This window comes from Actinomadura sp. 21ATH (assembly GCF_041951345.1).
GTDB lineage: Bacteria > Actinomycetota > Actinomycetes > Streptosporangiales > Streptosporangiaceae > Spirillospora.
Genome location: NZ_JBGNUR010000006.1, coordinates 83,694 through 106,142, shown reverse-complemented (window position 1 = coordinate 106,142; position 22,449 = coordinate 83,694). Strand labels below are relative to the sequence as shown.

General features: G+C 73.0%; 23 protein-coding genes, 2 tRNA genes, 1 other RNA gene and 2 pseudogenes. 18 read left to right on the top strand and 10 right to left on the bottom strand.

Going from position 1 to position 22,449, the window contains the following annotated elements:
• Window positions 1-18 precede the first annotated feature (18 nt).
• Entirely contained in the window at window positions 19-582 is a 564-nt protein-coding gene (locus ACA361_RS19990) for a helix-turn-helix domain-containing protein (RefSeq protein ID WP_375013758.1), read from the bottom strand.
• A 71-nt stretch (window positions 583-653) separates the two neighbouring features.
• Here ACA361_RS19990 and ACA361_RS19985 point away from each other — a divergent pair, with 71 nt between their 5' ends.
• Together ACA361_RS19985 and ACA361_RS19980 are read left to right on the top strand one after the other, a co-directional pair.
• The gene (locus ACA361_RS19985; RefSeq protein ID WP_375013757.1) at window positions 654-1,304 is read left to right on the top strand and encodes a B3/4 domain-containing protein; all 651 of its coding nucleotides are present in this window, start codon (window positions 654-656) and stop codon (window positions 1,302-1,304) included.
• Complete coding sequence (locus ACA361_RS19980) at window positions 1,304-2,173, top strand: EamA family transporter (RefSeq protein WP_375013755.1); 870 nt, start codon at window positions 1,304-1,306, stop codon at window positions 2,171-2,173. Before ACA361_RS19985 ends, ACA361_RS19980 begins: the two co-directional genes overlap by 1 nt.
• A 43-nt stretch (window positions 2,174-2,216) precedes the next feature.
• On the opposite strand, the gene ACA361_RS19975 is transcribed toward ACA361_RS19980, so the two are convergent.
• From ACA361_RS19975 to ACA361_RS19955, 5 genes are all read right to left on the bottom strand, one after another.
• Window positions 2,217-2,301: transfer RNA gene (locus ACA361_RS19975), tRNA-Ser, on the bottom strand.
• Between the two features lie 10 nt (window positions 2,302-2,311).
• Window positions 2,312-2,749 carry a tRNA adenosine(34) deaminase TadA gene (tadA, locus tag ACA361_RS19970; protein ID WP_375014231.1) on the bottom strand — a complete coding sequence of 146 codons (438 nt, stop codon included), beginning with the start codon at window positions 2,747-2,749 and terminating at the stop codon, window positions 2,312-2,314.
• Between the two features lie 66 nt (window positions 2,750-2,815).
• Window positions 2,816-3,253 carry a tRNA adenosine deaminase-associated protein gene (locus tag ACA361_RS19965; RefSeq protein ID WP_366621990.1) on the bottom strand — a complete coding sequence of 146 codons (438 nt, stop codon included), beginning with the start codon at window positions 3,251-3,253 and terminating at the stop codon, window positions 2,816-2,818.
• 75 nt (window positions 3,254-3,328) lie between these two features.
• Window positions 3,329-3,814 (bottom strand): tRNA adenosine deaminase-associated protein, encoded by a 486-nt coding sequence (locus tag ACA361_RS19960; RefSeq protein ID WP_366621992.1) that lies wholly within the window; start codon window positions 3,812-3,814, stop codon window positions 3,329-3,331.
• Between the two features lie 198 nt (window positions 3,815-4,012).
• Window positions 4,013-4,525 (bottom strand): hypothetical protein, encoded by a 513-nt coding sequence (locus ACA361_RS19955; RefSeq protein WP_375013753.1) that lies wholly within the window; start codon window positions 4,523-4,525, stop codon window positions 4,013-4,015.
• Between the two features lie 126 nt (window positions 4,526-4,651).
• On the opposite strand from ACA361_RS19955, the gene upp reads away from it, so the two are divergent.
• The 8 genes and pseudogenes from upp to ACA361_RS19915 all read left to right on the top strand — a co-directional run bounded on the left by upp (window position 4,652) and on the right by ACA361_RS19915 (window position 10,941).
• On the top strand, window positions 4,652-5,290 hold the full coding sequence (upp, locus tag ACA361_RS19950) for a uracil phosphoribosyltransferase (RefSeq protein WP_375013751.1): 639 nt from the start codon (window positions 4,652-4,654) through the stop codon (window positions 5,288-5,290).
• Window positions 5,291-5,446: 156 nt separating this feature from the next.
• Window positions 5,447-5,755: a hypothetical protein gene (locus tag ACA361_RS19945; protein WP_375013749.1), complete on the top strand. Its 309-nt coding sequence runs from the start codon at window positions 5,447-5,449 to the stop codon at window positions 5,753-5,755.
• 75 nt (window positions 5,756-5,830) lie between these two features.
• The gene (locus tag ACA361_RS19940; protein WP_366622000.1) at window positions 5,831-5,989 is read left to right on the top strand and encodes a hypothetical protein; all 159 of its coding nucleotides are present in this window, start codon (window positions 5,831-5,833) and stop codon (window positions 5,987-5,989) included.
• 10 nt (window positions 5,990-5,999) lie between these two features.
• A complete protein-coding gene (locus tag ACA361_RS19935; RefSeq protein ID WP_375013746.1) occupies window positions 6,000-6,518 on the top strand; it encodes a PH domain-containing protein in 519 nt (172 codons plus the stop codon).
• A 317-nt stretch (window positions 6,519-6,835) separates the two neighbouring features.
• Entirely contained in the window at window positions 6,836-8,287 is a 1,452-nt protein-coding gene (locus ACA361_RS19930; protein WP_375013744.1) for a helix-turn-helix domain-containing protein, read from the top strand.
• Between the two features lie 112 nt (window positions 8,288-8,399).
• The gene (locus ACA361_RS19925; protein WP_375013742.1) at window positions 8,400-9,140 is read left to right on the top strand and encodes a FadR/GntR family transcriptional regulator; all 741 of its coding nucleotides are present in this window, start codon (window positions 8,400-8,402) and stop codon (window positions 9,138-9,140) included.
• Window positions 9,141-9,232: 92 nt separating this feature from the next.
• Window positions 9,233-10,509: pseudogene (locus tag ACA361_RS19920) on the top strand (CynX/NimT family MFS transporter).
• 111 nt (window positions 10,510-10,620) lie between these two features.
• The gene (locus ACA361_RS19915; RefSeq protein ID WP_375013740.1) at window positions 10,621-10,941 is read left to right on the top strand and encodes a type II toxin-antitoxin system VapB family antitoxin; all 321 of its coding nucleotides are present in this window, start codon (window positions 10,621-10,623) and stop codon (window positions 10,939-10,941) included.
• Here the strand turns inward: ACA361_RS19915 and ACA361_RS19910 are convergent.
• Window positions 10,938-13,004 (bottom strand): MMPL family transporter, encoded by a 2,067-nt coding sequence (locus ACA361_RS19910; RefSeq protein ID WP_375013739.1) that lies wholly within the window; start codon window positions 13,002-13,004, stop codon window positions 10,938-10,940. The genes ACA361_RS19915 and ACA361_RS19910 overlap by 4 nt on opposite strands.
• 51 nt (window positions 13,005-13,055) lie before the next feature.
• On the opposite strand from ACA361_RS19910, the gene ACA361_RS19905 reads away from it, so the two are divergent.
• Window positions 13,056-13,592, top strand: a complete 537-nt coding sequence (locus ACA361_RS19905; protein ID WP_375014229.1) for a MarR family winged helix-turn-helix transcriptional regulator — start codon at window positions 13,056-13,058, stop codon at window positions 13,590-13,592.
• A 67-nt stretch (window positions 13,593-13,659) separates the two neighbouring features.
• Here ACA361_RS19905 and ACA361_RS19900 read toward each other — a convergent pair.
• Window positions 13,660-13,744, bottom strand: a tRNA-Ser gene (locus ACA361_RS19900).
• 10 nt (window positions 13,745-13,754) lie between these two features.
• Window positions 13,755-14,111: a DUF952 domain-containing protein gene (locus ACA361_RS19895; RefSeq protein WP_375013737.1), complete on the bottom strand. Its 357-nt coding sequence runs from the start codon at window positions 14,109-14,111 to the stop codon at window positions 13,755-13,757.
• A gap of 80 nt (window positions 14,112-14,191) precedes the next feature.
• Here ACA361_RS19895 and ffs point away from each other — a divergent pair.
• The 7 genes and pseudogenes from ffs (at window position 14,192) to ACA361_RS19860 (ending at window position 20,638) form a co-directional block, all read left to right on the top strand.
• Window positions 14,192-14,287, top strand: an RNA gene (ffs, locus tag ACA361_RS19890) — signal recognition particle sRNA small type.
• A 52-nt stretch (window positions 14,288-14,339) separates the two neighbouring features.
• Complete coding sequence (locus ACA361_RS19885) at window positions 14,340-16,427, top strand: DNA polymerase III subunit gamma and tau (protein WP_375013735.1); 2,088 nt, start codon at window positions 14,340-14,342, stop codon at window positions 16,425-16,427.
• Window positions 16,428-16,557: 130 nt separating this feature from the next.
• Window positions 16,558-16,908 (top strand): annotated as a pseudogene (locus ACA361_RS19880) (YbaB/EbfC family nucleoid-associated protein); the annotation flags it as partial.
• Between the two features lie 203 nt (window positions 16,909-17,111).
• Window positions 17,112-17,711 (top strand): recombination mediator RecR, encoded by a 600-nt coding sequence (gene recR, locus ACA361_RS19875; protein ID WP_375013733.1) that lies wholly within the window; start codon window positions 17,112-17,114, stop codon window positions 17,709-17,711.
• Window positions 17,704-18,273 (top strand): DUF5063 domain-containing protein, encoded by a 570-nt coding sequence (locus tag ACA361_RS19870; RefSeq protein ID WP_375013731.1) that lies wholly within the window; start codon window positions 17,704-17,706, stop codon window positions 18,271-18,273. The genes recR and ACA361_RS19870 overlap by 8 nt, the downstream gene beginning before the upstream one ends.
• A 162-nt stretch (window positions 18,274-18,435) precedes the next feature.
• Window positions 18,436-19,722 carry an aspartate kinase gene (locus tag ACA361_RS19865; protein WP_375013729.1) on the top strand — a complete coding sequence of 429 codons (1,287 nt, stop codon included), beginning with the start codon at window positions 18,436-18,438 and terminating at the stop codon, window positions 19,720-19,722.
• Between the two features lie 247 nt (window positions 19,723-19,969).
• Window positions 19,970-20,638 (top strand): TetR/AcrR family transcriptional regulator, encoded by a 669-nt coding sequence (locus ACA361_RS19860; protein WP_375013727.1) that lies wholly within the window; start codon window positions 19,970-19,972, stop codon window positions 20,636-20,638.
• A gap of 12 nt (window positions 20,639-20,650) precedes the next feature.
• Here ACA361_RS19860 and ACA361_RS19855 read toward each other — a convergent pair whose 3' ends face one another.
• Complete coding sequence (locus ACA361_RS19855) at window positions 20,651-22,423, bottom strand: prolyl oligopeptidase family serine peptidase (protein ID WP_375013726.1); 1,773 nt, start codon at window positions 22,421-22,423, stop codon at window positions 20,651-20,653.
• Window positions 22,424-22,449 lie beyond the last annotated feature (26 nt).

Sequence of the window (22,449 nt, the reverse complement as noted above, 5' to 3'; positions counted from 1 at the left end):
CGCTCCAAGGATCCCGCGTCACGGGTCCAGGACGGCGAGGACGAACCGCAGGCCGGTGTCCCCCGCGTTGCCGTACGCGTGGGGGCGGTCGCCGACGAAGACGGCGGCGGTGCCGGCCCGGAGGGTGTCGCTGCGGCCGTCCACGGTGAGGGTGAGGACCCCTTCCTCCACGTACACGATCTCCTTGGTCCCGGGTACGTGCGCGTCGCTCTCCCTGACCTCCCCGGCCCGCAGCTCCCAGCGCCACAGCTCCAGGGACGGCCGCGGATCGCTGCCGCCCAGGAGCGTGCCGGTGCCGCCGGCCGGGCCCTCCCACAGGACCACGTGCCGTTCGGGCTGGAACACCCGTACGGGCGGCTGCTCCTCCACCTGCACGAGCCGGGTCAGCGGTACGCCCAGCGCGTCCGAGATGCGAATGAGCGTACCGAGGTTGGGGTTGCCGCGTCCCTGCTCCAGACCGACCAGTACGCCCTTGCTCACCCCGGCGCGGCCGGCCAGCTCGTCGAGGCTCCAGCCGTGGCCGGCGCGCAGTGCCCGTACGGTCCTGGCCACCGCTTCTCCGATGGCGTCCTGATCGCTCACGGTCACAACCCTAGAGTGTGGTCGTTAGAATGGTATATAGGGTTCACTAAAATGACCGGACGGAGGGTGCGATGCTGGAGCGGATCGTCATCGAGCAGGCGGTACGGGACCTGCGTCCCGATGTGGCGGTGCTCGCCATGACCGCCGAGGGCCTGGTGAACGGGCCGGGCGGCGAGGTGACCGTCAAGGTGCCCGAGGGCGCCGCGCAGGACCCGCACGTGGAGGCGTGGCGGGAGGCGTACCGCGGGTTCGGCGCCAAGCCCCAGCGGACACGGTCGTCCGTCGACGCCCTGCTGCGCCGGGCCGACGCGCTGCCCTCCATCAACAGGGTCGTGGACGCCTACAACGCGGTCAGCGTCGAGTACGTGCTGCCGATCGGCGGCGAGGACCTCGACGCCTACCAGGGCGCGGCGCGGCTCGTCCGGGCGACCGGCGACGAGCCGTTCGACACGGTCGCCGGCGGGGAGCCCGCCACGGAGCACCCGGCGGCCGGCGAGGTGGTGTGGCGCGACGACCTCGGCGTGACCTGCCGGCGCTGGAACTGGCGGCAGGGCGTCCGCACCCGCATCACCGAGTCCACGGAGAACGCGCTCTTCCTGCTGGAGCGCCTGGAGCCGTACCCGCTGGAGCGGCTCCACGAGGCCGGGGAGGCGCTGGCGGCGCGGCTCCGCGAGTTCAGCCCGGACGCGCGGATCGAGAGCCGCCTGATCGGCGGCGCCTGATGGTGACTGTGCTGGCGCTGGGGGCGGCCCTCGCCTACGGCGTCGCGGACTTCCTCGGCGGCGCCGTCTCCCGCCGGTCGACCGCGCTGAAGGCGCTGGCATGGTGCGTGCCGGTCGGCCTGGTGGTGGTGCTGGCGGCCGCTGTGATCATCGGTGGCCGCCCCACCGCGCCGTCGCTGGCCTGGGGGTTCGGTGCCGGGCTGGCGGGCGGGCTCGGCCTGATCACGTTCTACCGGGCGCTCGCCCGCGGCCCGATGAGCGTCGTCGCCCCGGTGTCGGCGCTGGCCTCGGCCGTGCTCCCGGTCGCCGTCGGCACGCTCCGAGGGGAACGCCTGGACACCACCGTCCTCGCCGGGGTGCTGCTGTGCCTGGTGGCGATCGGCCTGGTCAGCATGGAGAAGGACGACCCGGGCGCCGAGGCCAGGAAGGCGGTCCGGTGGTACGACGGCGGCCCGCTGATGGCGGGGATCTCCGGCACCTGCTTCGGGATCTTCTTCATCCTGCTGGAGGCGGCGGGCGACGGCGGCGGGCTGTGGCCCCTGGTCTCGGCCCGGGTCGGTAACCTCGTCGTGATCGGTACGGCGCTGTTCCTGCTGGCCAGGGCGGGCGGCAACCAGGGCCCGCCGGTCTCGGGCCGGCTGCTGATCGGCCTCGCGGTGCTGTCGGGGATCCTGGACGCGTCCGCGAACGGGCTGTACTTCGTCGCCGCGCAGCAGGGCATGCTCAGCCTCGCCGCGGTCCTCACCTCGCTGTACCCGGCGATCACCGTGCTGCTGGCCAGGATCGCCTACAGCGAGCGGCTCCGCGCCGTCCAGCGCCTCGGTCTGGCGGTGGCCGTCGCGGGCGTCGCCCTGGTCACGATCGGCTGAGAAACGAAGAAGGCCCCCGAATACGGGGGCCTTCTCGGTGAGGCGGTGGTGGTGGGATTCGAACCCACGGAAGGTTGCCCTTCACACGCTTTCGAGGCGTGCGCCCTCGTCCACTAGGCGACACCACCGCGGGAGAGCCTACCCGACTCTGCGGTGCGCGAAGAACTCGGAAAGCAGAGAACCGCACTCGTCGGCCAGTACCTCCGCGAAGACCTCGGGACGGTGGTTGAGGCGGCGGTCCCGTACGACGTCCCACAGCGAGCCCACCGCGCCCGCCTTGAGGTCCACCGCGCCGTACACGATGCGGTCCACGCGCGCCTGCACGGACGCGCCCGCGCACATCGTGCACGGCTCCAGGGTGACCACGAGCGTGCAGCCGGAGAGGCGCCAGCCGCCGAGGACGGCCGCGGCGGCGCGCATCGCGACGATCTCGGCGTGGCCGGTGGGGTCCGCGGTGCGCTGCCGGTCGTTGCGGCCCTTGCCGATCACCGTTCCGGACGCGTCCAGGACGACGGCGCCCACGGGAACGTCACCGGCCTCCCCGGCCAGGCGCGCCTCGGCGAGGGCCAGCCGCATGGGAGCCGCGAACTCCTCCTCAGGAGTGATCTCCGTCACCGCGCGCGCCCCGGCCGCCGCCGTCCGCTAGTCACGGAGCCGGTCGAACTCCTCGCCGAACCCGGCGAGCTCGGCCACCGTCAGCAGCGCGTCGCCCGGCAGCGCCCGCTCGCCCAGCTCGCCGAGCCGCTTGGTGTCGACGCCGAGATCCTCCAGCAGCCCCGGGTCGCCGCCCGCGTCGCCGTCCGGGACCTCCCCCACCAGCTGGTGGAAGAGCCCGCACATGCCGTCCTCGCGCATGGCCGACACGAACGCCTGCGGCTCGCTCTCCCCGTCCAGCCGGAGGACGGCGAACCAGTCGTCGTCCTCCTCGATCAGCAGCACGACGGCGTCGCCGTACGACTCGACGGCGGCCTCGCGCATCAGGTCGGTGACGTCGTCGATCCCCTCGACCTCGGCGAGTACGGCCTCGGTCCCGACCCAGCCCTGCGGGGTACGGGCGAAGACGGCGGCGAAGTAGGACACCCGCTCATTGTGACCCACGGGATTGCGCCGGTCACACCCCTTGAGCGCCCCTGATCCGGGAGCGGCGCCGATTTCTCAGCCGAACGCGTCCAGCGCGCGCTCGAACGCGGCGGCGAAGCCGAGCCGGCCCGCGATGCTGAGCAGCATCTCGTCCGGGTAGAGCTCCAGGTCGCCGGAGATCGCGCCGAGCTCCATCTCGTCCAGACCCAGATCGGCGAAGATCGACATGTCGCCCACGGGGAGGACCTGGTCGAGCTCCTCGTCCTCGGGGATCGGGATGTCGAGGTGCTCCAGCACCTGCCCGGCCAGCGGCCAGTCGACCGAGGCGGTCACGTCGGAGAGGAAGACCATCACCTCGTCGCCGAGCAGCCGGATCGCGACGAAGAAGTCGTCGCCCACCGACACCAGCCCGATCGTCCCGCCGAGGCTGGGCTGCTGGCGCAGCGCATGGACCAGTCCCGAGAGGTCCTCCGTCAGTGCCACGGGAAGGACCTCGGCCTCCCAGCGCTCGTCCTCCCGGTACACCACGACGGCGAAGTCCGTCGCGTCCACATCCGTCATTTCCACCCCACCGGCGCCGATCCTGCCACGGCATGCTCGCAGATGCGGCGCCTCCTCGTGCCCCCCACGCCCAAACTCGGTTCCCTGACCGGATGTGAGGCGTGGAGACAGCGCCGCCCGCCGGCGCCTCGGCCGAGGGTACTCGGTCGCCTCCGCGCGGCCGGCCGGCGCGGGGTGGCGCGGGGGCGCCGCGGCCGGTCAGTGCAGCCGGAACGTACGGCGGCGCAGTGCCGCGTGGATCCGGGCCCGCCGCGAACGGTGCGGGGTCACGCGCTCGCGCAGCTCCCTGGCCTCGGCCAGCTCGCGCAGGAAGATGGCGCGGCGGCGCAGATGGTCGCGGACCTCCTCGGGATCGGGCGCGGCGGGGTCGCTCTCCCGCGCCGGCGGCTCTTCCGGCCCGTCCTCGTCCCGTTCCCGCCCGGTCTCCGGTTCCCGCCCGCCGCTCGGCTCCCGGCCGGCGGCGGCTCCGGTGGCCGCGTCCCGGTCGTCCCGGTCCTCTTGGTCGCTCGGGTCGTCCTGGTCGCTCTGGTCGTGTGCGCTCTCCTCGGCGCCCGCGGCGTTCCCGCCGCGCGGTGGGGGCCGCCCGCCGGGCGTACGGCGCGTACCCTCGCCGCGGACGCGCCTGGCGCCCGCGCGCGACCCGGTGACCTCCAGGAAGGCGTCATCGGCCGACGCGAAGCGTCTCGGCTGCTGGTCGCGATCTCGGGTCATAACGGCATCGTGCCCCGCTCGGCGGGCTCCTATCCTCTCCGTCCGGCGCATGTCCTGCCCTCACCAGGGAACCATCTTGGGGCAAGCGTGGCAGACCGGGACTACCGTCGCGGGTACGGTGTGCGCATGCAGACCCACGCCGTCGACCACCCGCTCGTCGCGCACAAGCTCACCACCCTGCGGGACGTGAACACCGACTCGCCCACGTTCCGCCGCCTGGCCGACGAGCTGGTCACGCTGCTGGCCTACGAGGCCACCCGGGACGTGCGGGTCGCCCAGGCCACCGTGCGGACGCCGCTCGTCGAGGCGGAGGGCGTGCAGCTCGCCAGCCCCAAGCCGCTGGTCGTGCCGATCCTGCGCGCGGGCCTGGGGATGCTGGACGGGATGACCCGGCTGCTGCCGACCGCCGAGGTCGGCTTCCTCGGCATGATCCGGGACGAGGGCTCGCTCCAGGCGCAGTCGTACGCCACCCGGCTGCCCGAGGACCTCTCCGGCCGGCAGTGCTACGTCCTGGACCCGATGCTGGCGACCGGCGGGACGCTCGCCGCGGCGATCCAGCTGCTGCTGGACCGCGGCGCGGACCACGTCACGGCGATCTGCCTGCTGGCGGCGCCCGAGGGCCTGAAGTACATGGAGCAGGCGTTCGACGGCACCCGGGTGCCGATCCGCGTGGTGACGGCCGCGGTGGACGCGCACCTGAACGAGCAGGGCTTCATCGTCCCCGGGCTCGGCGACGCGGGCGACCGCCTCTACGGCGTGGTCTAGCGGCAGATCGCGGACCACTTCGCGCGATGTTCGCGCATAGGTGACCCTGGGTAATAAGCAGCCACGGAACGTCATCGATCGTTCCTCTCCGCCGCCCCGGCATACATGGGGACCGTTCGGGACCGGAGCGGCGCGAGCGAGGCTCTAGGAAGCGCAATGGCTCACCAAGGGGACAGCGGGCGGCCGGACCGCGAGGACGCCGCGCACCAGGAAGCGGCGGCGGCCGGCGAGGCCGGGTACGCGCAGGTCGGCGGCCGCCTCACCAAGGAGTTCGCGAACGTGCACGCCGCCGACACGGTGGCGCGCTGCGTCGAGGCGGCCCGGCACGGGGCGGAGGAGGTCACCGGGGCGGCGTCGCCGGACCTGGTGGAACGGATCGCGCGCAAGCACCTCCAGGTGCTCGCGGTCGTGGCGGCCGAGCGCCGCCGCCAGGGGTCGCGTCCGACCCTCGGCAACGCGCCATAGGCGTTACTTTGCGGCACATCGGGGCTGTGCGAAACTGATCTGGGGTCTGTGGGTCATTCGCTCCGGGAGGCTGCCTTGCCCGCCAAGAAGTACTTCACGTGGGCTGCCGCGGCCTTCGTGGCGTTCTATGTGATCAAGCAGCCCGACGGCGCCGCCGGCTCGGTGCGCAGCGCCGCCGAAGGGATCGCCTCGGCGGCCGGCGCGATGGCCACCTTCGTCACCGAGCTGACCTGAGGAGGCGGCGATGCGGCTGGTGACGCCCGGCGACTCCGCCCCGGCCTCGGTCAACAAGTACCTTCTCCCGCACGAGACGCAGGTCATCACGGTGCGGCGGCATCCCGCCGTGCTGATGCTCCCGGTCGGCCTGGTGCTGGCCGGGCTGATCATCGCCGGTGTGCTGAGCAACACCGTCGCCGAGGTCACCGCCTGGATCTGGTGGGGCTGGCTGATCCTGCTGGCGTGGTTCGTCTGGCGGGTCGCCGAGTGGTCGGTCGACTACTTCGTGATCACCAACCAGCGGATGCTGCTGACCACCGGGCTGATCACCCGCAAGGTGGCGATGATGCCGCTGGCCAAGGTCACCGACATGAGCTTCCGCCGGACGATCGCCGGCCGGATGCTCGGGTACGGGGACTTCGTGCTTGAGTCGGCGGGCCAGGACCAGGCGCTCGACACGGTCGACTACCTGCCGTATCCCGAGCAGCTGTACCTCGAGGTCTGCGAGATGATCTTCCCGAACAAGAACGCGTCCGCCGACGACTAAGTCGCGGTCGTGACATGTGGGGACATTGAGGGTTTTGTACGGGCTTTTCGGGCCCTAGGGCCTCGAATTAGGGGCATCGCCGTCCGCGCGGCAGCGGACCGGCTACGGTAAGAGAGATCCCCTGGGAGCGCGGCTGATCCCCGAGCCGGAACGGCGTACCGGCCCCCCGGCCACGGGTCGCCGGCGAAGGGCTGACGCCGGGCTCGTCCAGGTGATTCCATGTCGTGCCGCTTGGTTGCTCACGATGTGGGGCGACCCGCAATGTGCAATCATGTCGGCACCCCAGCCGCCTGTTTACTTCCGCTAAGTGAGTCCACATGCCGGGTCCAGGCAATGTCGGCGAACGTGTCCGCAACCTGCGGCTGACCAGACGCTTGTCGCAGGCACAGCTCGCCGGTCACGACCTCTCCGACAGCTATATCTCGTTGATCGAGTCCGGAAAGCGCACGCCCACGCCGACCGTCCTGCGGATGCTCGCGGAACGCCTCGGCTGCACTCCGGAGTACCTAGCCGAGGGCGTCGAGCCGGAGCAGCGCGCCCATCTGGAGGTCCGGGAACGGCACGCGCACCTGGCCCTGCTGGCCGGTGACGCGGCGACGGCGGAGAGCGGCTTCGACGACGTCCTCGCGCGCAGCGACGACCCCGACCTGACCTCCCGGGCCCGCTGGGGCCGCGCCCGCGCGCTGGAGGAGCTGGGCCGTACCGCCGAGGCCATCGCGCTGTTCGAGGAGCTGCGCGAGCAGGCCGAGCGCGACCCGGGCCGGGCGAGCTGGCTGCCGCCGGTGATCGCGCTGGCCCGCTGCTACCACGCGGTCGGCGACCTGGGGCAGGCCATCGCGCTCGCCGAACGGGCGCTGGCCCGGCTGGGCCAGCTCAGGCTGCGCACCGGCCACGAGTACACGGAGGTCGGGCGGATCCTGCTGCTGGCCTACGTGGACCGCTCCGATCCCGTCCGCGCGCACGCTCTGGGACGCCGCGTGCTGGGCGCCCCGCCCGGCGGCGGTGACGAGGGCGAGGAGACCGAGCCGACCCGCGCGTACCAGCGGGCCAGCTCCCGCGCGCTGGAGGAGGGATCGGTCGGCGACGCCCTCTACTTCGCCGACCAGGCCCTGACCGCCCACGGCGGCGTCACGCCCACGCTGGCCCGCGCCCGCCTCAACCTCGCCGGCGCGAAGGCGCTGCTGCGCGGCGTCGCCCCGTTCTCCGCCGAGGAGAACGGCACGGAAGCGTCCTCCGCCCTGCGGCGGAACGAGAGCGCGCGCACGGCGGCGGCCGAGGAGGCCATCGAGCTGCTGCGCGGCACCGCCGCCCTGGAAGGGGCCGAGGGGATCGAGAGCACGATCGAGCGGGCGCGCGCGCTCGTCCTGGTCGGGCGCCCCGAGAAGGCGATCGCGCTGCTGGAGAAGTTCCTCGATACCGGCCGGGCGCTGGCCGCCCCGCCCTCCGCCGACCTCGACCACCTGAACAGCGTCCCGGCGGGCGACGTCGCCGCCCACGTGCGGAAGACCACGCAGGCCCGCGCCGTCCTGGCCCGCGCGCGGCTCGCCCAGCAGGACCCGACGGCCGCGCTGGTCGTCCTGCGCACCGCCGTGGGCGAGCTCGACCGGCTCCCCGCCGGCCGCCCGGCCGCGCAGCTGTTCCGCGAGCTGGGCGAGCTGTTCGAGGCCGCCGGCGACGGCAAGGGCGCCACCGGCGCGTACCGCCAGGCTCTGGAGGCCGCCGGGCTGCGCCCCGCCCGTTCCCACAACGCGACGCAAGCGGTGTCGTAACGAGCGCTTCCGCACCGGATCCGCCGCCGCCTGGAATAAACGGGCCCGCTCGGGGCGTCCTAACATGGAGACATGGGATGATTGGTGGAATCCCTGGATCCTAGGGGGAGTCTTGACACTGCGCGCGGCCCGTCGCTCGTCGCTGGTGGAGCAGGTCATCGACCAGCTCAGGGGCGAGATCACCGCCGGGAACTGGCCGGTGGGCGCCAAGATCCCGCCTGAGCCGGTGCTCTCGGAGAGCCTGGGCGTCGGGCGGAACACCGTCCGCGAGGCCGTCCGGGCGCTGACGCACGTCGGGCTGCTGGAGTGCCTCCAGGGCGACGGCACGTACGTCCGGGCCACCAGCGAGCTGTCCGGTGCCGTGCGCCGCCGGCTCGCCACCGCCGAGATCATCGAGATCCTGGAGGTACGGCGCGGGCTGGAGGTGGAGGCCGCCCGGCTCGCCGCGGCCCGCCGTACCCCGGAGGACGTCGCCGCGATCGGCGCGGCGCTGGCCGAACGGGACGCGACCTGGGCCGCTGGGGCGCACGCCGAGTTCATCGAGGCCGACCTGGCGTTCCACACGGCGGTCGTCGAGGCCACCCACAACGGCGTCCTCACCGAGCTGTACCGGGACTTCAGCGCGGCGCTGCGCGCGAGCATCGGCGGCGCGGCGGGCTTCGCGCCGGAGCAGGCGGACGTCCCGCACGGGCCCATCGCCGCGGCGATCGAGGCCGGGGACGCCGAGGCCGCCGCCCGCGCGACCCACATCTGCCTGGACGAGATCCTGCGCTCCACCGAGACCGCGACCGCGGCGCCCGCCGGGACCACGGCGGCTTCCGAGATCTCCGCCGCCCCGGACGCCCCGTCCTAGCCGTCCCCCGCGACGAACATCCGCCGCCGCCCCTCGCGCGGCCGACGAACCACCGGATCCATCCGCTCCCGAGCGGCATCGACGAAGGCGATATGACCTCCCCACGCATCACTCGCGCCACCGCGGTGTGGACCTTCACCGGCCTCGTGCTGCTGACGGTCAACCTGCGCGCGGCGATCACCGGCATCTCCCCGATGCTCACCGACCTGCGGACCACGTTCGGGCTGTCCGGCGTCGAGGTCGGCGTCCTGACGACGCTGCCGGTCCTGTGCCTCGGCCTGTTCGCCTCCGTCGCGCCCGTGCTGGCGCGGCGGCTGGGCACCGAGCCGGCCATCGCGATCTCGCTCGTCATGATCACCGCGGGCGTCGTCCTGCGCGTGATCCCCGCCCGGCCCGCGCTGTTCACCGGCACCGTCCTGGCGGGTGCCGGGATCGCCATGGGGAACGTGCTCATGCCCGCCGTCATCAAGCGGGTCTTCCCGCGAAGGATCGGCGCGCTCACCGGCATGGCGATGATGCTGATGGCGGGCAGCGGCGCGATCGCCGCCGGGCTGGCCGTCCCGCTGACCGAGGCCGGCGGCTGGCGGCTGGCCCTGGCGGTGTGGGCCGTCCCGTCCCTGGTCGCGGTCCTCGTCTGGGGCCCGCTGGCCTCCGCCGCCGCCCCGAGGCGGCCCCGCCCGCCGGAACCCGCGAGGCGGACGGCCCGGGCGGCGCCCCGGACCCCGACGAGCAGGGGACGCTGCTGCGGGTGCCCCTGGCGTGGTTCGTGACCGGCTTCATGGGGTTCACCTCGCTGATGTTCTACGTGCTGCTCTCGTGGCTGCCGGAGATCATGCGCGACGGCGGATTCCCGGCCACGGCGGCCGGCTCGATGGTCTCGCTCATGATGATCATCGGTATCCCGCTGGGCTTCGTCGTCCCGGTGCTGGCGGCGCGGCTGCGCGACCAGCGGCCGCTGATCGGCGCCATCAGCGTCGTCTACGTCACGGGGCTCGGCGGGCTGCTGCTGGCGCCGCAGCTGGGCTGGCTCTGGGTCACCGTCCTCGGGCTGTCCACCGGCAGCGCGTTCCCGCTGGCGGTCACGATGCTGAGCCTGCGCGCGGCGACGCCCGCGGTCGCGGCGCGGCTGTCGGGGATGGCGCAGACCGGCGGGTACCTGCTGGCCGGAGTCGGCCCGCTCGCGGTCGGCGTGCTGCACGACGCGACCGGCGGCTGGGAGGTCCCGATCGGGCTGCTGCTCGCGCTGGTCGTGCCGCAGCTGCTGACCGGGCTCCGGGTGGCCAGGCCGGGGTACGTGCGGCCCGTCCCCCGGCGGGACAAGCCCGCGGAGGCGCCCGCGCCCGTCCCGGAGGCGGCCGGGACCCGCTGACCGTTATAGGGGTTCACCTGGTGAAATGCCATTGACCGTGCACCCTGGGTGAGGTGACCGAGGCAGTTGCGCCATCTTCTCCGGCCCCACCCGACGCCGTAGACTCAAGGGGTGATCTTCAAGGCGGTGGGTGACGGAAGGCCCTATCCCGACCACGGGATGACGTCCCGTGACTGGGCCAGGATCCCTCCTCGCCAGGTGCGGCTCGACCAGCTCGTCAGCACCAAGCGGGAGCTCGACCTCCAGTCGCTGCTGGCCAAGGACTCCACCTTCTACGGCGACCTCTTCCCCCACGTCGTGCAGTGGCAGGGCGAGCTCTACCTGGAGGACGGCCTGCACCGCGCCCTGCGCGCCGCCCTCCACCAGCGCCTCGTCCTGCACGCCCGCGTCTACGACATGGACGCCCGCCAGAGCCTCCCGGAGCCCGGCTAGGAGCGCCGCGCGGGCCACCACACGGACGGGCCGATGTCGCGGGCCAGCGCCGGCACCAGCAGCGACCGGATGACGAGCGTGTCCAGCAGCACGCCGAACGCGACGATGAACGCGATCTGCGCCAGGAACGCCAGCGGGATCACCACCAGCGCCGCGAACGTGGCGGCCAGCACCACCCCGGCCGAGGTGATCACGCCGCCGGTCGCGGTCAGCCCGCGCCGGATCCCCTCCCGCGTCCCGTGCCGCAGCGCCTCCTCGCGTACCCGCGTCATCAGGAAGATGTTGTAGTCGACGCCGAGCGCCACCAGGAACACGAACCCGTACAGCGGCACGGACGCGTCCGTGCCGGAGAAGCCCAGCAGCCCTTGGAACACCAGCGCGGTGACGCCCAGCGTGGCGAGGTAGCCGAGTCCCACGGTCGCCACCAGCAGCAGCGGCAGCACCAGCGCGCGCAGCAGCACGACCAGGATCAGCAGGATGATCACCAGCACCACGGGCGCGATCAGGTTGCGGTCGCGGGTGGCGGTGTCCTGGGTGTCGATCTGCTGCGCGGTCCGGCCGCCGACCATCGCCCGCGCGTCCGGTACGGCGTGCACGGCCGTACGGAGCCGCTGCACGGTCCGCTTGGCGGCGTCGCCGTCGGACGCGCCCGCGAGCGTCACGTCGATCCGCGCCCGGCCGTCCACGACCTTCGGCGGCCCGCCGCCGGGCCGCCCGGACTCGGTCACCGGCGCGGCGGAGGCGACGCCGGGCACGCCCTGGGCCGCGCGCACGACCGCGTCCGCGCTCCCCGCCGCGGCGATCACGACGGCGGGGTCCCCGGAGCCGCCCGGGAAGTGCTCACCGATCGCCCGCTGCGCCTGGACGGACGGCGTGTCGTTCACGAACGTCTCGTCCATCGGCAGGCCCTCGGCGCGCAGCACCGGCATGAACGCGGCGCACGCCAGCAGCGGGATCAGCGTCGCGATCCAGACCCGCCGCGGCCGGGCGTCCACGAGCGCCGCGACGCGCCGCCAGACGGCGTGCCCTTCGGCGCCCTCCTTCGGGGGCCGGGCCGGCCAGTACGCGACCCGCCCGAGCAGCACGAGCATCGCCGGCAGGAACGTCAGCGTGCTCAGCACGGCGCACGCGATGCCGATCGCGCCGACCGGGCCGAGCGCCCGCGTGTTCGTGAGGTCGCTGAGCAGCAGTGCCAGCAGCCCGAGCGCGACGGTGGCGGCGCTGGCGACGATCGCGCCCGCCGAGCGGCGCAGCGCGGCCTTGATCGCGGAGAAGCGTCCGTCCCGTACGCCGAGTTCCTCCCGGAATCTGGCGGTGAGCAGCAGCGCGTAGTCGGTCGCCGCGCCGATGACCAGGATCGACAGCATGCCCTGCACCTGGCCGTCCACCATGACGATGCCGCGGTCGGCCAGCGCGTACACGATCGCGCAGGCCAGCGCGAGCGCGAGCACGGCGCCCACGATGATGACCAGCGGCAGCAGGACGCTGCGGTAGACCAGCAGCAGGATCAGCAGGACGACGCCGAGCGCCACGCCCAGCAGCAGCCCGTCGATGCCCGCGAACGCGTTCTTGAGATCGGCCTGGGTCGCCGCGGGCCCGCCGACGTGGACGGACGTCCCGGGCACCCCGGCCGCGGCCTGGCGGATCTTCTCGACGGCCGGTTCCAGGCCGTCCTCGAGTTCGGGCCGCAGCGGCACGACGCCCTGCACGGCCCGGCCGTCCTCGGACGGCAGCGCGGGCGAGACCTGCCCGGCGACCTCGGCGGAGCCGTTCAGCGAGGCCAGCGCGCGGGTCGCGGCGGCCCGCGCGTCCGGCGGAAGCGTTCCACCGCCCCGCGCCTCCCACACCACGATCGCCGGCAGCGCCTGCTCCGCCTGGAACGCCCGCTGCGCGTCGAGCACCCGTGTGGACTCGGCGCTCTCGGGCAGGAACGAACCCTGATCGTTCGTGGCGACCTCGCCGAGCTTGCCCGCGTACGGTCCCAGCGCTCCGCCGATCCCCAGCCAGACGACGAGCAGCAGGGCCGGGAGGGCCCACCGGGCGCCGCGTACCTTGTTCGCCATCCGCTCCCTGTTCCCCGAAACTCAGCGATTAAGTATCTTGATGATTGAGATATCGACTCTAGCGGGAGGTGCGGTACGGACGGGAACGACCCCGGTACGGACGGGAACGACTTCACGGCGACGGACCTGCGGGCCTTCGCCGTCCAGCTCCGCCGCCTGAACGGCGAGTTCAACCGGATCACCCACGAGTTCGCGCGGGCCCAGAACCTGCACGGCACCGACGTCCTGGCCCTGGTGGCGATCCTGGACGGGGACGAGGAGGGCGGCCCGCTCACCCCGGGCCGGCTGCGCGAGCGCCTCAACCTCACCTCGGGCGCGGTCACGGCCGTCCTCGACCGGCTGGAACGCGGCGGGCACATCCGGCGCGCCCGCGACACCGCCGACCGCCGCGTCGTCCACCTGCACTACGCGCCACACGGGAAGGCGGTCGCCCGCGAGTTCTTCCACCCGCTGGCGCGCGGCACCGACGCCGCCCGCGCCCGCTTCGACGAGGCCGAGCTCCGCACCGTCATGCGCTTCCTGAACGTCCTGAACGACGAGCTCGCCGAGAAGCGCCGCCGGGCCCCCGAGGCGCCGGAAAAGCAGTGAGGGCGGCACCCGGTGCGGGTGCCGCCCTCGACGTGCCTGCCCTGACGCGTCTGCCTCGTCGGGCGAGCGGAGGATGCGAGATTCGAACTCGCGAGCGCTTGCACGCAACACGCTTTCCAAGCGTGCGCCCTAGGCCACTAGGCGAATCCTCCGCGGGCCAGCTTACCGGCTCCCGGGGACTGGCCTGACATCAATTACGGCGGAAAGCGGGATCGGGCCGTACACGTGGGGGAAGAGGCTCCCGTCCGCCGGCTCGTGGCGGACGGGAGCGTCGAGCCTGGAGACGTCGATGACCAGCAGCAGGAGGCCGGCGCGGTCGACGCCGGCGTAGAAGCGCTCCAGGACGCCCTCGGCCTGCGCCAGGTCGGACGAGCAGTGGACGAAGCCCTCCTCGTCCAGGGTCCGGCCGAGGGTCGACATGGCGTACGACACACCCGCGTCGCGCGCCGATTCCCAGTGGCGGCGCTCGGCGATGTGCAGGAGCGTCCCGCGCGGTGGCGGGGGCTGCGAGAGGGGCATGGGGCGGCAGCCTACGCCCGGGTGCGTACGCGAGCGCGGGCAACCGGACGTGCGCGCCCCGCGGATGCCATAGACTCTTGGCAGACCCCTCGCATGGCGTCACCCTGTGAACCTCCCCAGGGCCGGAAGGCAGCAAGGATAAGCAGGCTCTGGCGGGTGTGCGGGGGGTCCTTTTAGTTTGGACCCCTGGCTTCTGACGCTCTGCTTCGCGAGGAGGGCGGACCCCCGATGAGTCTGGCTCTGTACCGCAAGTACCGGCCAGCGACGTTCGCCGAGCTCAAGGGACAGGAGCACGTCGCGGAGCCCTTGCAGCAGGCGCTGCGCAACGGCCGGATCAACCACGCCTACCTGTTCAGCGGGCCGCGCGGGTGCGGCAAGACCTCCAGCGCCCGGATCCTGGCCCGTTCGCTCAACTGCGAGAAGGGCCCCACGCCCGATCCCTGCGGCACGTGCGACTCGTGCGTGGCCCTCGGCCCGACCGGTACGGGCCACATCGACGTGATCGAGATCGACGCCGCCTCGCACGGTGGCGTCGACGACGCCCGCGACCTGCGCGAGCGGGCGTTCTTCGCGCCCGTCTCGGCGCGCTTCAAGGTGTACATCATCGACGAGGCGCACATGGTCACCCGGGAGGGCTTCAACGCGCTGCTGAAGCTCGTCGAGGAGCCTCCGCCGCACCTGAAGTTCGTGTTCGCGACCACCGAGCCCGAGAAGGTCATCGGGACGATCCGGTCGCGGACCCACCACTACCCGTTCCGGCTGATCCCGCCGGGCACGCTGCAGGAGCTGGTCGAGGAGATCCTGCGGTCGGAGGACGTCCCGTACGAGGACTCCGCGCTGCCCCTGGCGGTACGGGCGGGCGCCGGCTCGGCCCGGGACACGCTGTCGATCCTGGACCAGCTGCTGGCCGGTTCGGACGAGAAGGGCATCACGTACGCGGGCGCCGTCTCGCTGCTCGGCTACACCGACTCCGCCCTGCTGGACGAGGTGATCGGCGCGTTCGCGGCCCGCGACGGCGGCGCGGTGTTCGAGGCGATCGACCGGGTGATCGAGAGCGGCCAGGACCCCCGCCGCTTCACCGCCGACCTGCTGGAACGCGTCCGCGACCTGGTCATCCTGTCGAACGTCCCGGAGGCCGGCGGCACCGGGCTGCTGAACGTCCCGCCGGACGAGCTGGAGCAGATGAAGCGGCAGGCCGGCTCGCTCGGCCCGGGCGAGCTGGCGCGGGCCGCCGACCTGCTGCACACCGGGCTGACCGAGATGCGCGGCGCGACCTCCCCCCGGCTGCTGCTGGAGCTGATCTGCGCCCGGATCCTGCTGCCCGCCGCGTACGAGGACGAGGCGTCGATGTTCGCCCGCCTCGACCGCCTGGAGCGGCAGGTCGCCCAGGGCGGCGGCGCTCCGGCCGGCGGCGGGCCCGTCCAGGCGTTCGCGGCCCCGCCTCCCGCTCCGGTGCAGGAGGCCCGGCCGGCTCCCGCCCCGCAGCCCCAGCAACCCCCGCAGGCTCCGCAGGCTCCGGAACAGCCCGCTCCCGCGTCCAGGCCGCAGCAGGCCCCGGAGCCGCAGGCCGCACCGCGCCGCGAGGAGCGGCCCCCGCAGCCCGCACAGCCCGCGCAGCCTCAGCAGGCCGCGCCGCAGCGGCAGGCCGCCCCGGCGCCGGCCCAGCCCCAGGCAGCGGCGGCGGGCGGGATGGACGTGACCGCCGTCCAGCGGCTGTGGCCGGACATCGTCGAGGCCGTCAAGCTCAAGAGCAAGGTCGCCTGGATGGTGATCATGAAGGATGTGCGGCCGATCACGCTCGACGGCAACCTGCTCACGCTGTCGTTCGAGAACGAGGGCACCCGGGCCGGCTTCGTCAACGGCGGCCGCGACGCGGTGCTCCGCGAGGTGCTCAGGGAACGGATGGGCGTCGACTGGCGCATCGACACCGTGACCGGCGGCGCGGCCCCCGGCGGCCAGCGCGGCGGGCGTCCCGGAGGGGGCGGCAGGCCCGGCCCCTCGGCGGGGTTCACCGGGGCGTCCACGCCCGCGGCGCCGCGTCCGGGCGGCGGCACGCCGCAGCCTCCCGCGCGTCCCGAGCCGTCCGTCCCGGCCCCGGCGCCCGAGCCGCCCGCCGCGGCGGCCGTGCCGGATCCGGGACCGCCGCCGCCCGACGAGCCGCCCCCGCCCCCGGAACCCGTCCCGATGGACGAGAGCGACGAGGTCGACCCCGAGGGCGACGCCGACGCGGACGGCTCCGAGGCCGAGTCCAGCGGGATGGCGCTCATCCAGCGCGAGCTGGGCGGGCAGATCATCCGAGAGATCGACAACACCTGAGCCGGACCCGCGCGCCGGTGCCCGTACGTATCGGATCGCGGGCGAAAGCCGTAGTCTCGGGAAGACAGGTCGCCGAGCAGCGCCCGCCAGGGGCTGAAAGGAAACGGAGCAAGCCGTGGAACCCGGTGGTTTGAACATCCAGGAGCTCCTGCAGCAGGCGCAGCAGCTGATGGCCGCGCAGCAGGAGCTGGCGGAGGCCGAGGTGACCGGCACCGCGGGCGGCGGACTGGTCACCGCGACCGTGAACGGGCAGGGCGAGGTGACCGGCCTGGCCATCGACCCGAAGGTGATCGACGCCGACGATCCGGCCGACACCGCCGAGACGATCGCGGACCTGGTGCTGGCCGCGATCCGGGACGCCGGACGGGCCGTGGCCGACCTGCAGCAGTCGACGATGGGACCGCTCGCCGCCGGCATCGGCGGCGGGATCCCCGGCCTGGGCGGGCCGGGCGCCGAGGGCATGCCCGGGTTCCCCGGCATGCCGGCCATGCCCGACCTGCCGGGCTTCCCGGGGTTCCCCGGCGGCACCGGCCCCGCGCCGGAGATCGCCGGCCCGGACCGGGACGACGACGAGGACCGGGACGAGGACGAGCCGGGCAAGGGCGGGACCAAGCCGCAGGCTCCCGGGGCCTGACGGCGGCCACCCGCCGGCCGGTCCGCAGAACGTGAGAGGAAGGTAGTCCGTTGTACGAAGGGGTCGTCCAGAACCTCATCGACGAGCTGGGCAGGCTGCCCGGCGTCGGCCCCAAGAGCGCGCAGCGGATCGCCTTCCACCTCCTCGCCGCCGATCCCGCCGACGTCGAGCGCCTGGGGAAGGCGCTCAAGGAGGTCAAGGACAAGGTCCGCTTCTGCAAGACGTGCGGGAACGTGGCCGAAGAGGAGGAGTGCCGGATCTGCCGGGACGTGCGCCGCGACCGCGCGGTGATCTGCGTGGTCGAGGAGTCCAAGGACGTCGTCGCGATCGAGAAGACCCGCGAGTTCCGCGGCACGTACCACGTGCTCGGCGGCGCGATCAGCCCGATCGAGGGCGTGGGCCCGGACGACCTGCGGATCCGCGAGCTGATGCAGCGCCTCGCCGACGGCACCGTGACCGAGCTGATCCTGGCCACCGACCCCAACCTGGAAGGCGAGGCGACCGCGACGTACCTAGCCCGCCTCGTGAAGTCCATGGGACTGAAGGTCACCCGACTGGCCAGCGGCCTGCCGGTGGGCGGTGACCTGGAGTACGCAGACGAGGTGACGCTTGGCCGCGCATTCGAAGGACGGAGGCTGCTCGATGTCTGACGCCAACAGCCCACAGGACTGGAACGCGCTCGCCGAGCGGGTCGCGTGCCATGTGGAGAACTATCTCGGCGGCCTGGAGGCGGTGGCCCGGGGCGAGGCCGGCCCGCGGACGGTGCCGCTGCTGCTCCTGGAGGTCTCCCAGGTCATCCTGGCCGGTGCGCAGCTGGGCGCCACCGCCGACGTGATCCTGCCCGACAACTGGGAGCCGGAGGTCGGCGAGGACCCCGACCTGGACCACATCCGCGTCGGGCTGTCCGAGCGGCTGGTGGCGGTCGACGAGTACACCGAGGTCTTCGACCCGTACAAGGACGGCGAGCCCACCGCCTACCGGCTGTCGGACGACCTGGTCGACGTGGCCAGCGACCTCGTCCACGGCCTGCGCCACTACCAGCAGGAGCGCCCGCTGGAGGCGCTGTGGTGGTGGCAGTACTCCTACTTCAACCACTGGGGCAACCACGCCGGCGCGGCCCTGCGGGCCCTGCACGCGGTGATCGCCGGGGCGCGGCTGGACGTGGCCGAGGAGGCGGCGGACGTTCCGGAGCAGGCCGCGGCCGTCACCTGACCGCGGGAACGGAAGGCCCCGCGGGACGGGAACGGGACGGGAATCGGACCGGTTCGGGGCGGCGTTCCGGCTCTGCGCAGTTACCTGGTCGTAACCCACGGGATCGACCTCGGTAGACTCTTACGCCGGAACGCCTGACCCCTATCCGAGGAGCGCCCACTCGTGGCTCTTGTCGTGCAGAAGTACGGTGGCTCCTCCGTCGCCGATGCCGAACGCATCAAGGCGGTCGCCCAGCGCATCGTCGCTAACAAGAAGGCGGGGCACGACGTGGTCGTCGTGGTCTCCGCCATGGGTGACACGACGGACGACCTGATCGATAAGGCTGAGCAGGTCAGCCCCCTGCCCCCCGCCCGCGAACTGGACATGCTGCTCACCGCCGGTGAGCGGATCTCGATGGCCCTGCTCGCCATGGCCATCGCCAACCTCGGTCACGAGGCCCGCTCGTTCACCGGGTCCCAGGCCGGGGTGATCACCGATGGCTCGCACGGCAAAGCCAAGATCATCGACGTGACGCCGGGCCGGATCCGGACCGCGCTGGACGAGGGCTCGATCTGCATCGTGGCCGGTTTCCAGGGTGTCTCGCAGGGCACCAAGGACATCACCACGCTGGGCCGCGGCGGCTCCGACACCACCGCGGTCGCGCTGGCCGCGGCGCTGGACGCCGACGTGTGCGAGATCTACACCGACGTCGACGGCGTGTTCACCGCCGACCCGCGGATCGTGCCGACCGCCCGCCGCATCCCCCGCATCTCGTACGAGGAGATGCTGGAGATGGCGGCCAGCGGCGCCAAGATCCTCCACCTGCGCTGCGTGGAGTACGCGCGCCGCTACAACATCCCGATCCACGTGCGGTCCTCGTACAGCCAGAAGGAAGGCACGTGGGTCGTCGACAGCAGCGACATCGAGGTCCGGAAGGAAGACGGGGACATGGAGCAGGCGATCATCTCCGGGGTCGCGCACGACCGCAGCGAGGCCAAGATCACCGTGGTCGGCGTCCCGGACAAGGTCGGTGAGGCCGCCTCGATCTTCACGGTGCTCGCCGACGCCGAGATCAACATCGACATGATCGTGCAGAACGTGTCGGCGGCGTCCACCGGCCGCACCGACATCTCGTTCACGCTGCCGGCCACCGACGGCCAGTCCGCGCTCGCCACGCTCAACAAGGTCAAGGACAGGGTCGGCTTCGAGTCGCTGCGCTACGACGACCGCATCGGCAAGGTCTCGCTGATCGGCGCCGGGATGCGGTCGCACCCGGGCGTCACCGCCTCGCTGTTCTCCGCCATCGCCGACGCCGGCGTCAACATCGAGATGATCTCCACCTCGGAGATCCGCATCTCGGTGGTGGTCTCGCAGGACGACCTCGACACCGCCGTCGCCGCCGCCCACCACGCCTTCGAACTCGACGCCGAGCAGGTCGAGGCCGTCGTCTACGGCGGCACCGGGAGGTAACCCTGTGGAGGGGCGACCCTCCACACCACCCGACCCGGGGTGGGTGCCCTGCGCTCGTTCCTCGCTACGGGCGCCCGCCCCGGGGCAGGGGACTCCGTCCCCCGCACCCCCTGCTGGGGACTTCGTCCCCTCGTCCCCCTTTTGGGCTTCGCCCTCGCCCGAACCGGCGCGGGCCGGGGTGGTAGGGGCGCTCACTGCTTGTCACTGGACATGAGCGAGTCTTGCTCCCGGGCTTTAGGGTGGCAACGTGACCGAGACCAGGCCGGTGAAGTCGGAGCAGACCCGTGCGCTGATCGTGGAGACGGCGCTGCGGCTGTTCCGCGAGCGCGGCTACGAGGCGACCACGATGCGGGGCATCGCCAAGGAGGCCGGGGTCTCGGTCGGCAACGCCTACTACTACTTCGGCTCCAAGGAGGAGCTGATCCAGGCGTACTACGACGAGCTCCAGGAGGAGCACGTCAAGGCGTGCCGGGCCGTCCTCGACTCCGAACGCGACTTCGCGCCGCGGCTGCTCGGGGTGCTGAAGGCGCGGGTCGACACGATGGTGCCGTACCACGCGTTCGCCGGGAAGTTCTTCAAGTTCGCGGCCGAGCCGACGAGCCCGCTCAACCCGTTCAGCTCCGAGTCGGGGCCGTCCCGGTCGGCGGCGGTCGGCATCTACCGCGAGGTCGTGGACGGCTCCACGCTGAAGATCGACAGGGAGTTCCGCGAGGAGCTGCCCGAGCTGCTGTGGCTCTACTCGATGGGCATCGTCCTCTACTGGGTCCACGACAGCTCGCCGGGCTGCCGCAAGACCTACCTGCTGGTCGAGCGGACCGTTCCGCTCGTCAACCGGATGGTGTCGATGTCCCGGCTCCCGGGCTTCAAGTCCGTCACCCGGGAGCTGGTCGACATCATCCGCGACGTGCGCGCCTAGCCGGACGGCCGGTCACGCCAGGCCGAGATGGCGGCGGGCGAACGAGATCTCCGCCTCCATCTGCTTGATCCGCTCCTCGACGACCAGCGAGCCGTGGCCCGCGTCGTACCGGTACACCTCGTGCTCGCGGCCCAGCTCGGCGAGCCTGGCCAGGTAGTTGTCGATCTGCCGGATGGGGCAGCGCGGATCGTTCTCGCCGGCCAGGATCAGCACCGGCGCCGTGACCTTCTCGGCGTACGTGAGCGGCGACGACTCGCGGTAGCGCTCCGGCACCTCCGCGGGCGAGCCGCCGAACAGCGACCGGTCGAACGCCTGGAGGCCCTCCATCTCGTCCTCGTACGCGGCGAAGTAGTCGGCGACCGGCACCGCCGCGACCGCGACCGTCCAGTCGTCCGGCTGCGTGCCGATGCCCAGCAGCGTGAGGAAACCGCCCCACGAGCCGCCCGTGAGGACCAGCTTGCCGGGGTCGGCGAGCCCCGACGAGACCGCCCAGTCGCGGACCGCCTTGATGTCCTCCAGCTCCGTCAGCCCGACCCGGCCCTCGATCGCGTCCCGCCACTGCGAGCCGTACCCGGTCGAACCCCGGTAGTTCACCCGCACCACCGCGAAGCCGTGGTCGATCCAGGCCGCGGCCGACGGGACGAACGAGTCCTCGTCCTGCGCGGTCGGCCCGCCGTGCACGTCGAACACGGTCGGGAACGGGCCCGTACCCTCGGCGGGCCTGCTGACGAGCGCGTGCACGCGGCCGCCCGGGCCGTCCACCCACGCGTCCTCGACCGGTACGGACGGCGGCGCCGGCGGGCCGGGCGGCGTCAGCACCACGGCGCCCGACGTGGACCGGACGACGGGCGGCTCGGCGGCCGACGACCAGGAGAACTCGACCGTTCCGTCCGGCCGGGCGGTGGCCCCGCCGATCACGCCGCGCGGGGTGTCGATCCTGGTCAGCGAGCCGTCGCCGAGGTCGTACCGGTACAGCTCGTCGCGCGCCTCGTGCGAGTGCGAGATCAGCAGCGCGGAGCCGTCGGCGTACCAGTCGGCGCCGATCTCCCCCGGCAGGTCCAGCACGATCTCCTGCTCGGTGCCCGCGACCGGGTCCCAGATCAGCAGCTCGTCGCGGCCCCGCCGCTCGTGGTTGACCAGCAGCCGGGTGTCGCCCGCCACCGGCGCGAAGCCGGAGCCGTACACGCCCTTGCCCGGCCCGTCCCACAGGTCGGCGACCTCCGTCCCGTCCGGCCGCAGCACCCGCAGCGCCATGTGCCGGCTGTCGCCGTGCTCGCTGTGCCCTATCGCGACCAGGCCCTCGTCCCGCGACAGCGCCGCGACGTGCGCGTCCTCGGCGTGCTCGTACAGGACCTCGGGGCCGGCGCCGGGACGACACAGGTGCACGGTGTTGCCGTGCTCGGTCGTCCGGCCGACCACCGCGAGCCCGCTGGACCCCACGGCCAGCCCGGAAGGGTACGCCGGCTCCAGTCCCGGAACGGCCGGCGCGTCGTCGCCGGGCCCGCCGCCGAACGGCGTGCGCCGCCAGACGCCGAACTCGTCGCCGTCGGTGTCGGCGAACCACCAGACCCACGCGCCGGTCGGGTCGACGCCGCCCATCCAGGTGCCGTTCGGCCGGTCGGTCACCTGCCGGCGCTCCCCGGTCGCCCGGTCCCAGGAGTAGATCTCCCAGGTCCCGGTCACGTTCGACCGGTAGGTGCTGCGGTGCGGGGCCTCCCGGGCCCAGCCGGGCAGGCTCACCCGGGCGGCCCGGAAGCGGGCCTTCCAGCGCTCTTCGTCGACCATGGGACCAGTATGCCGCCGTGATCGCG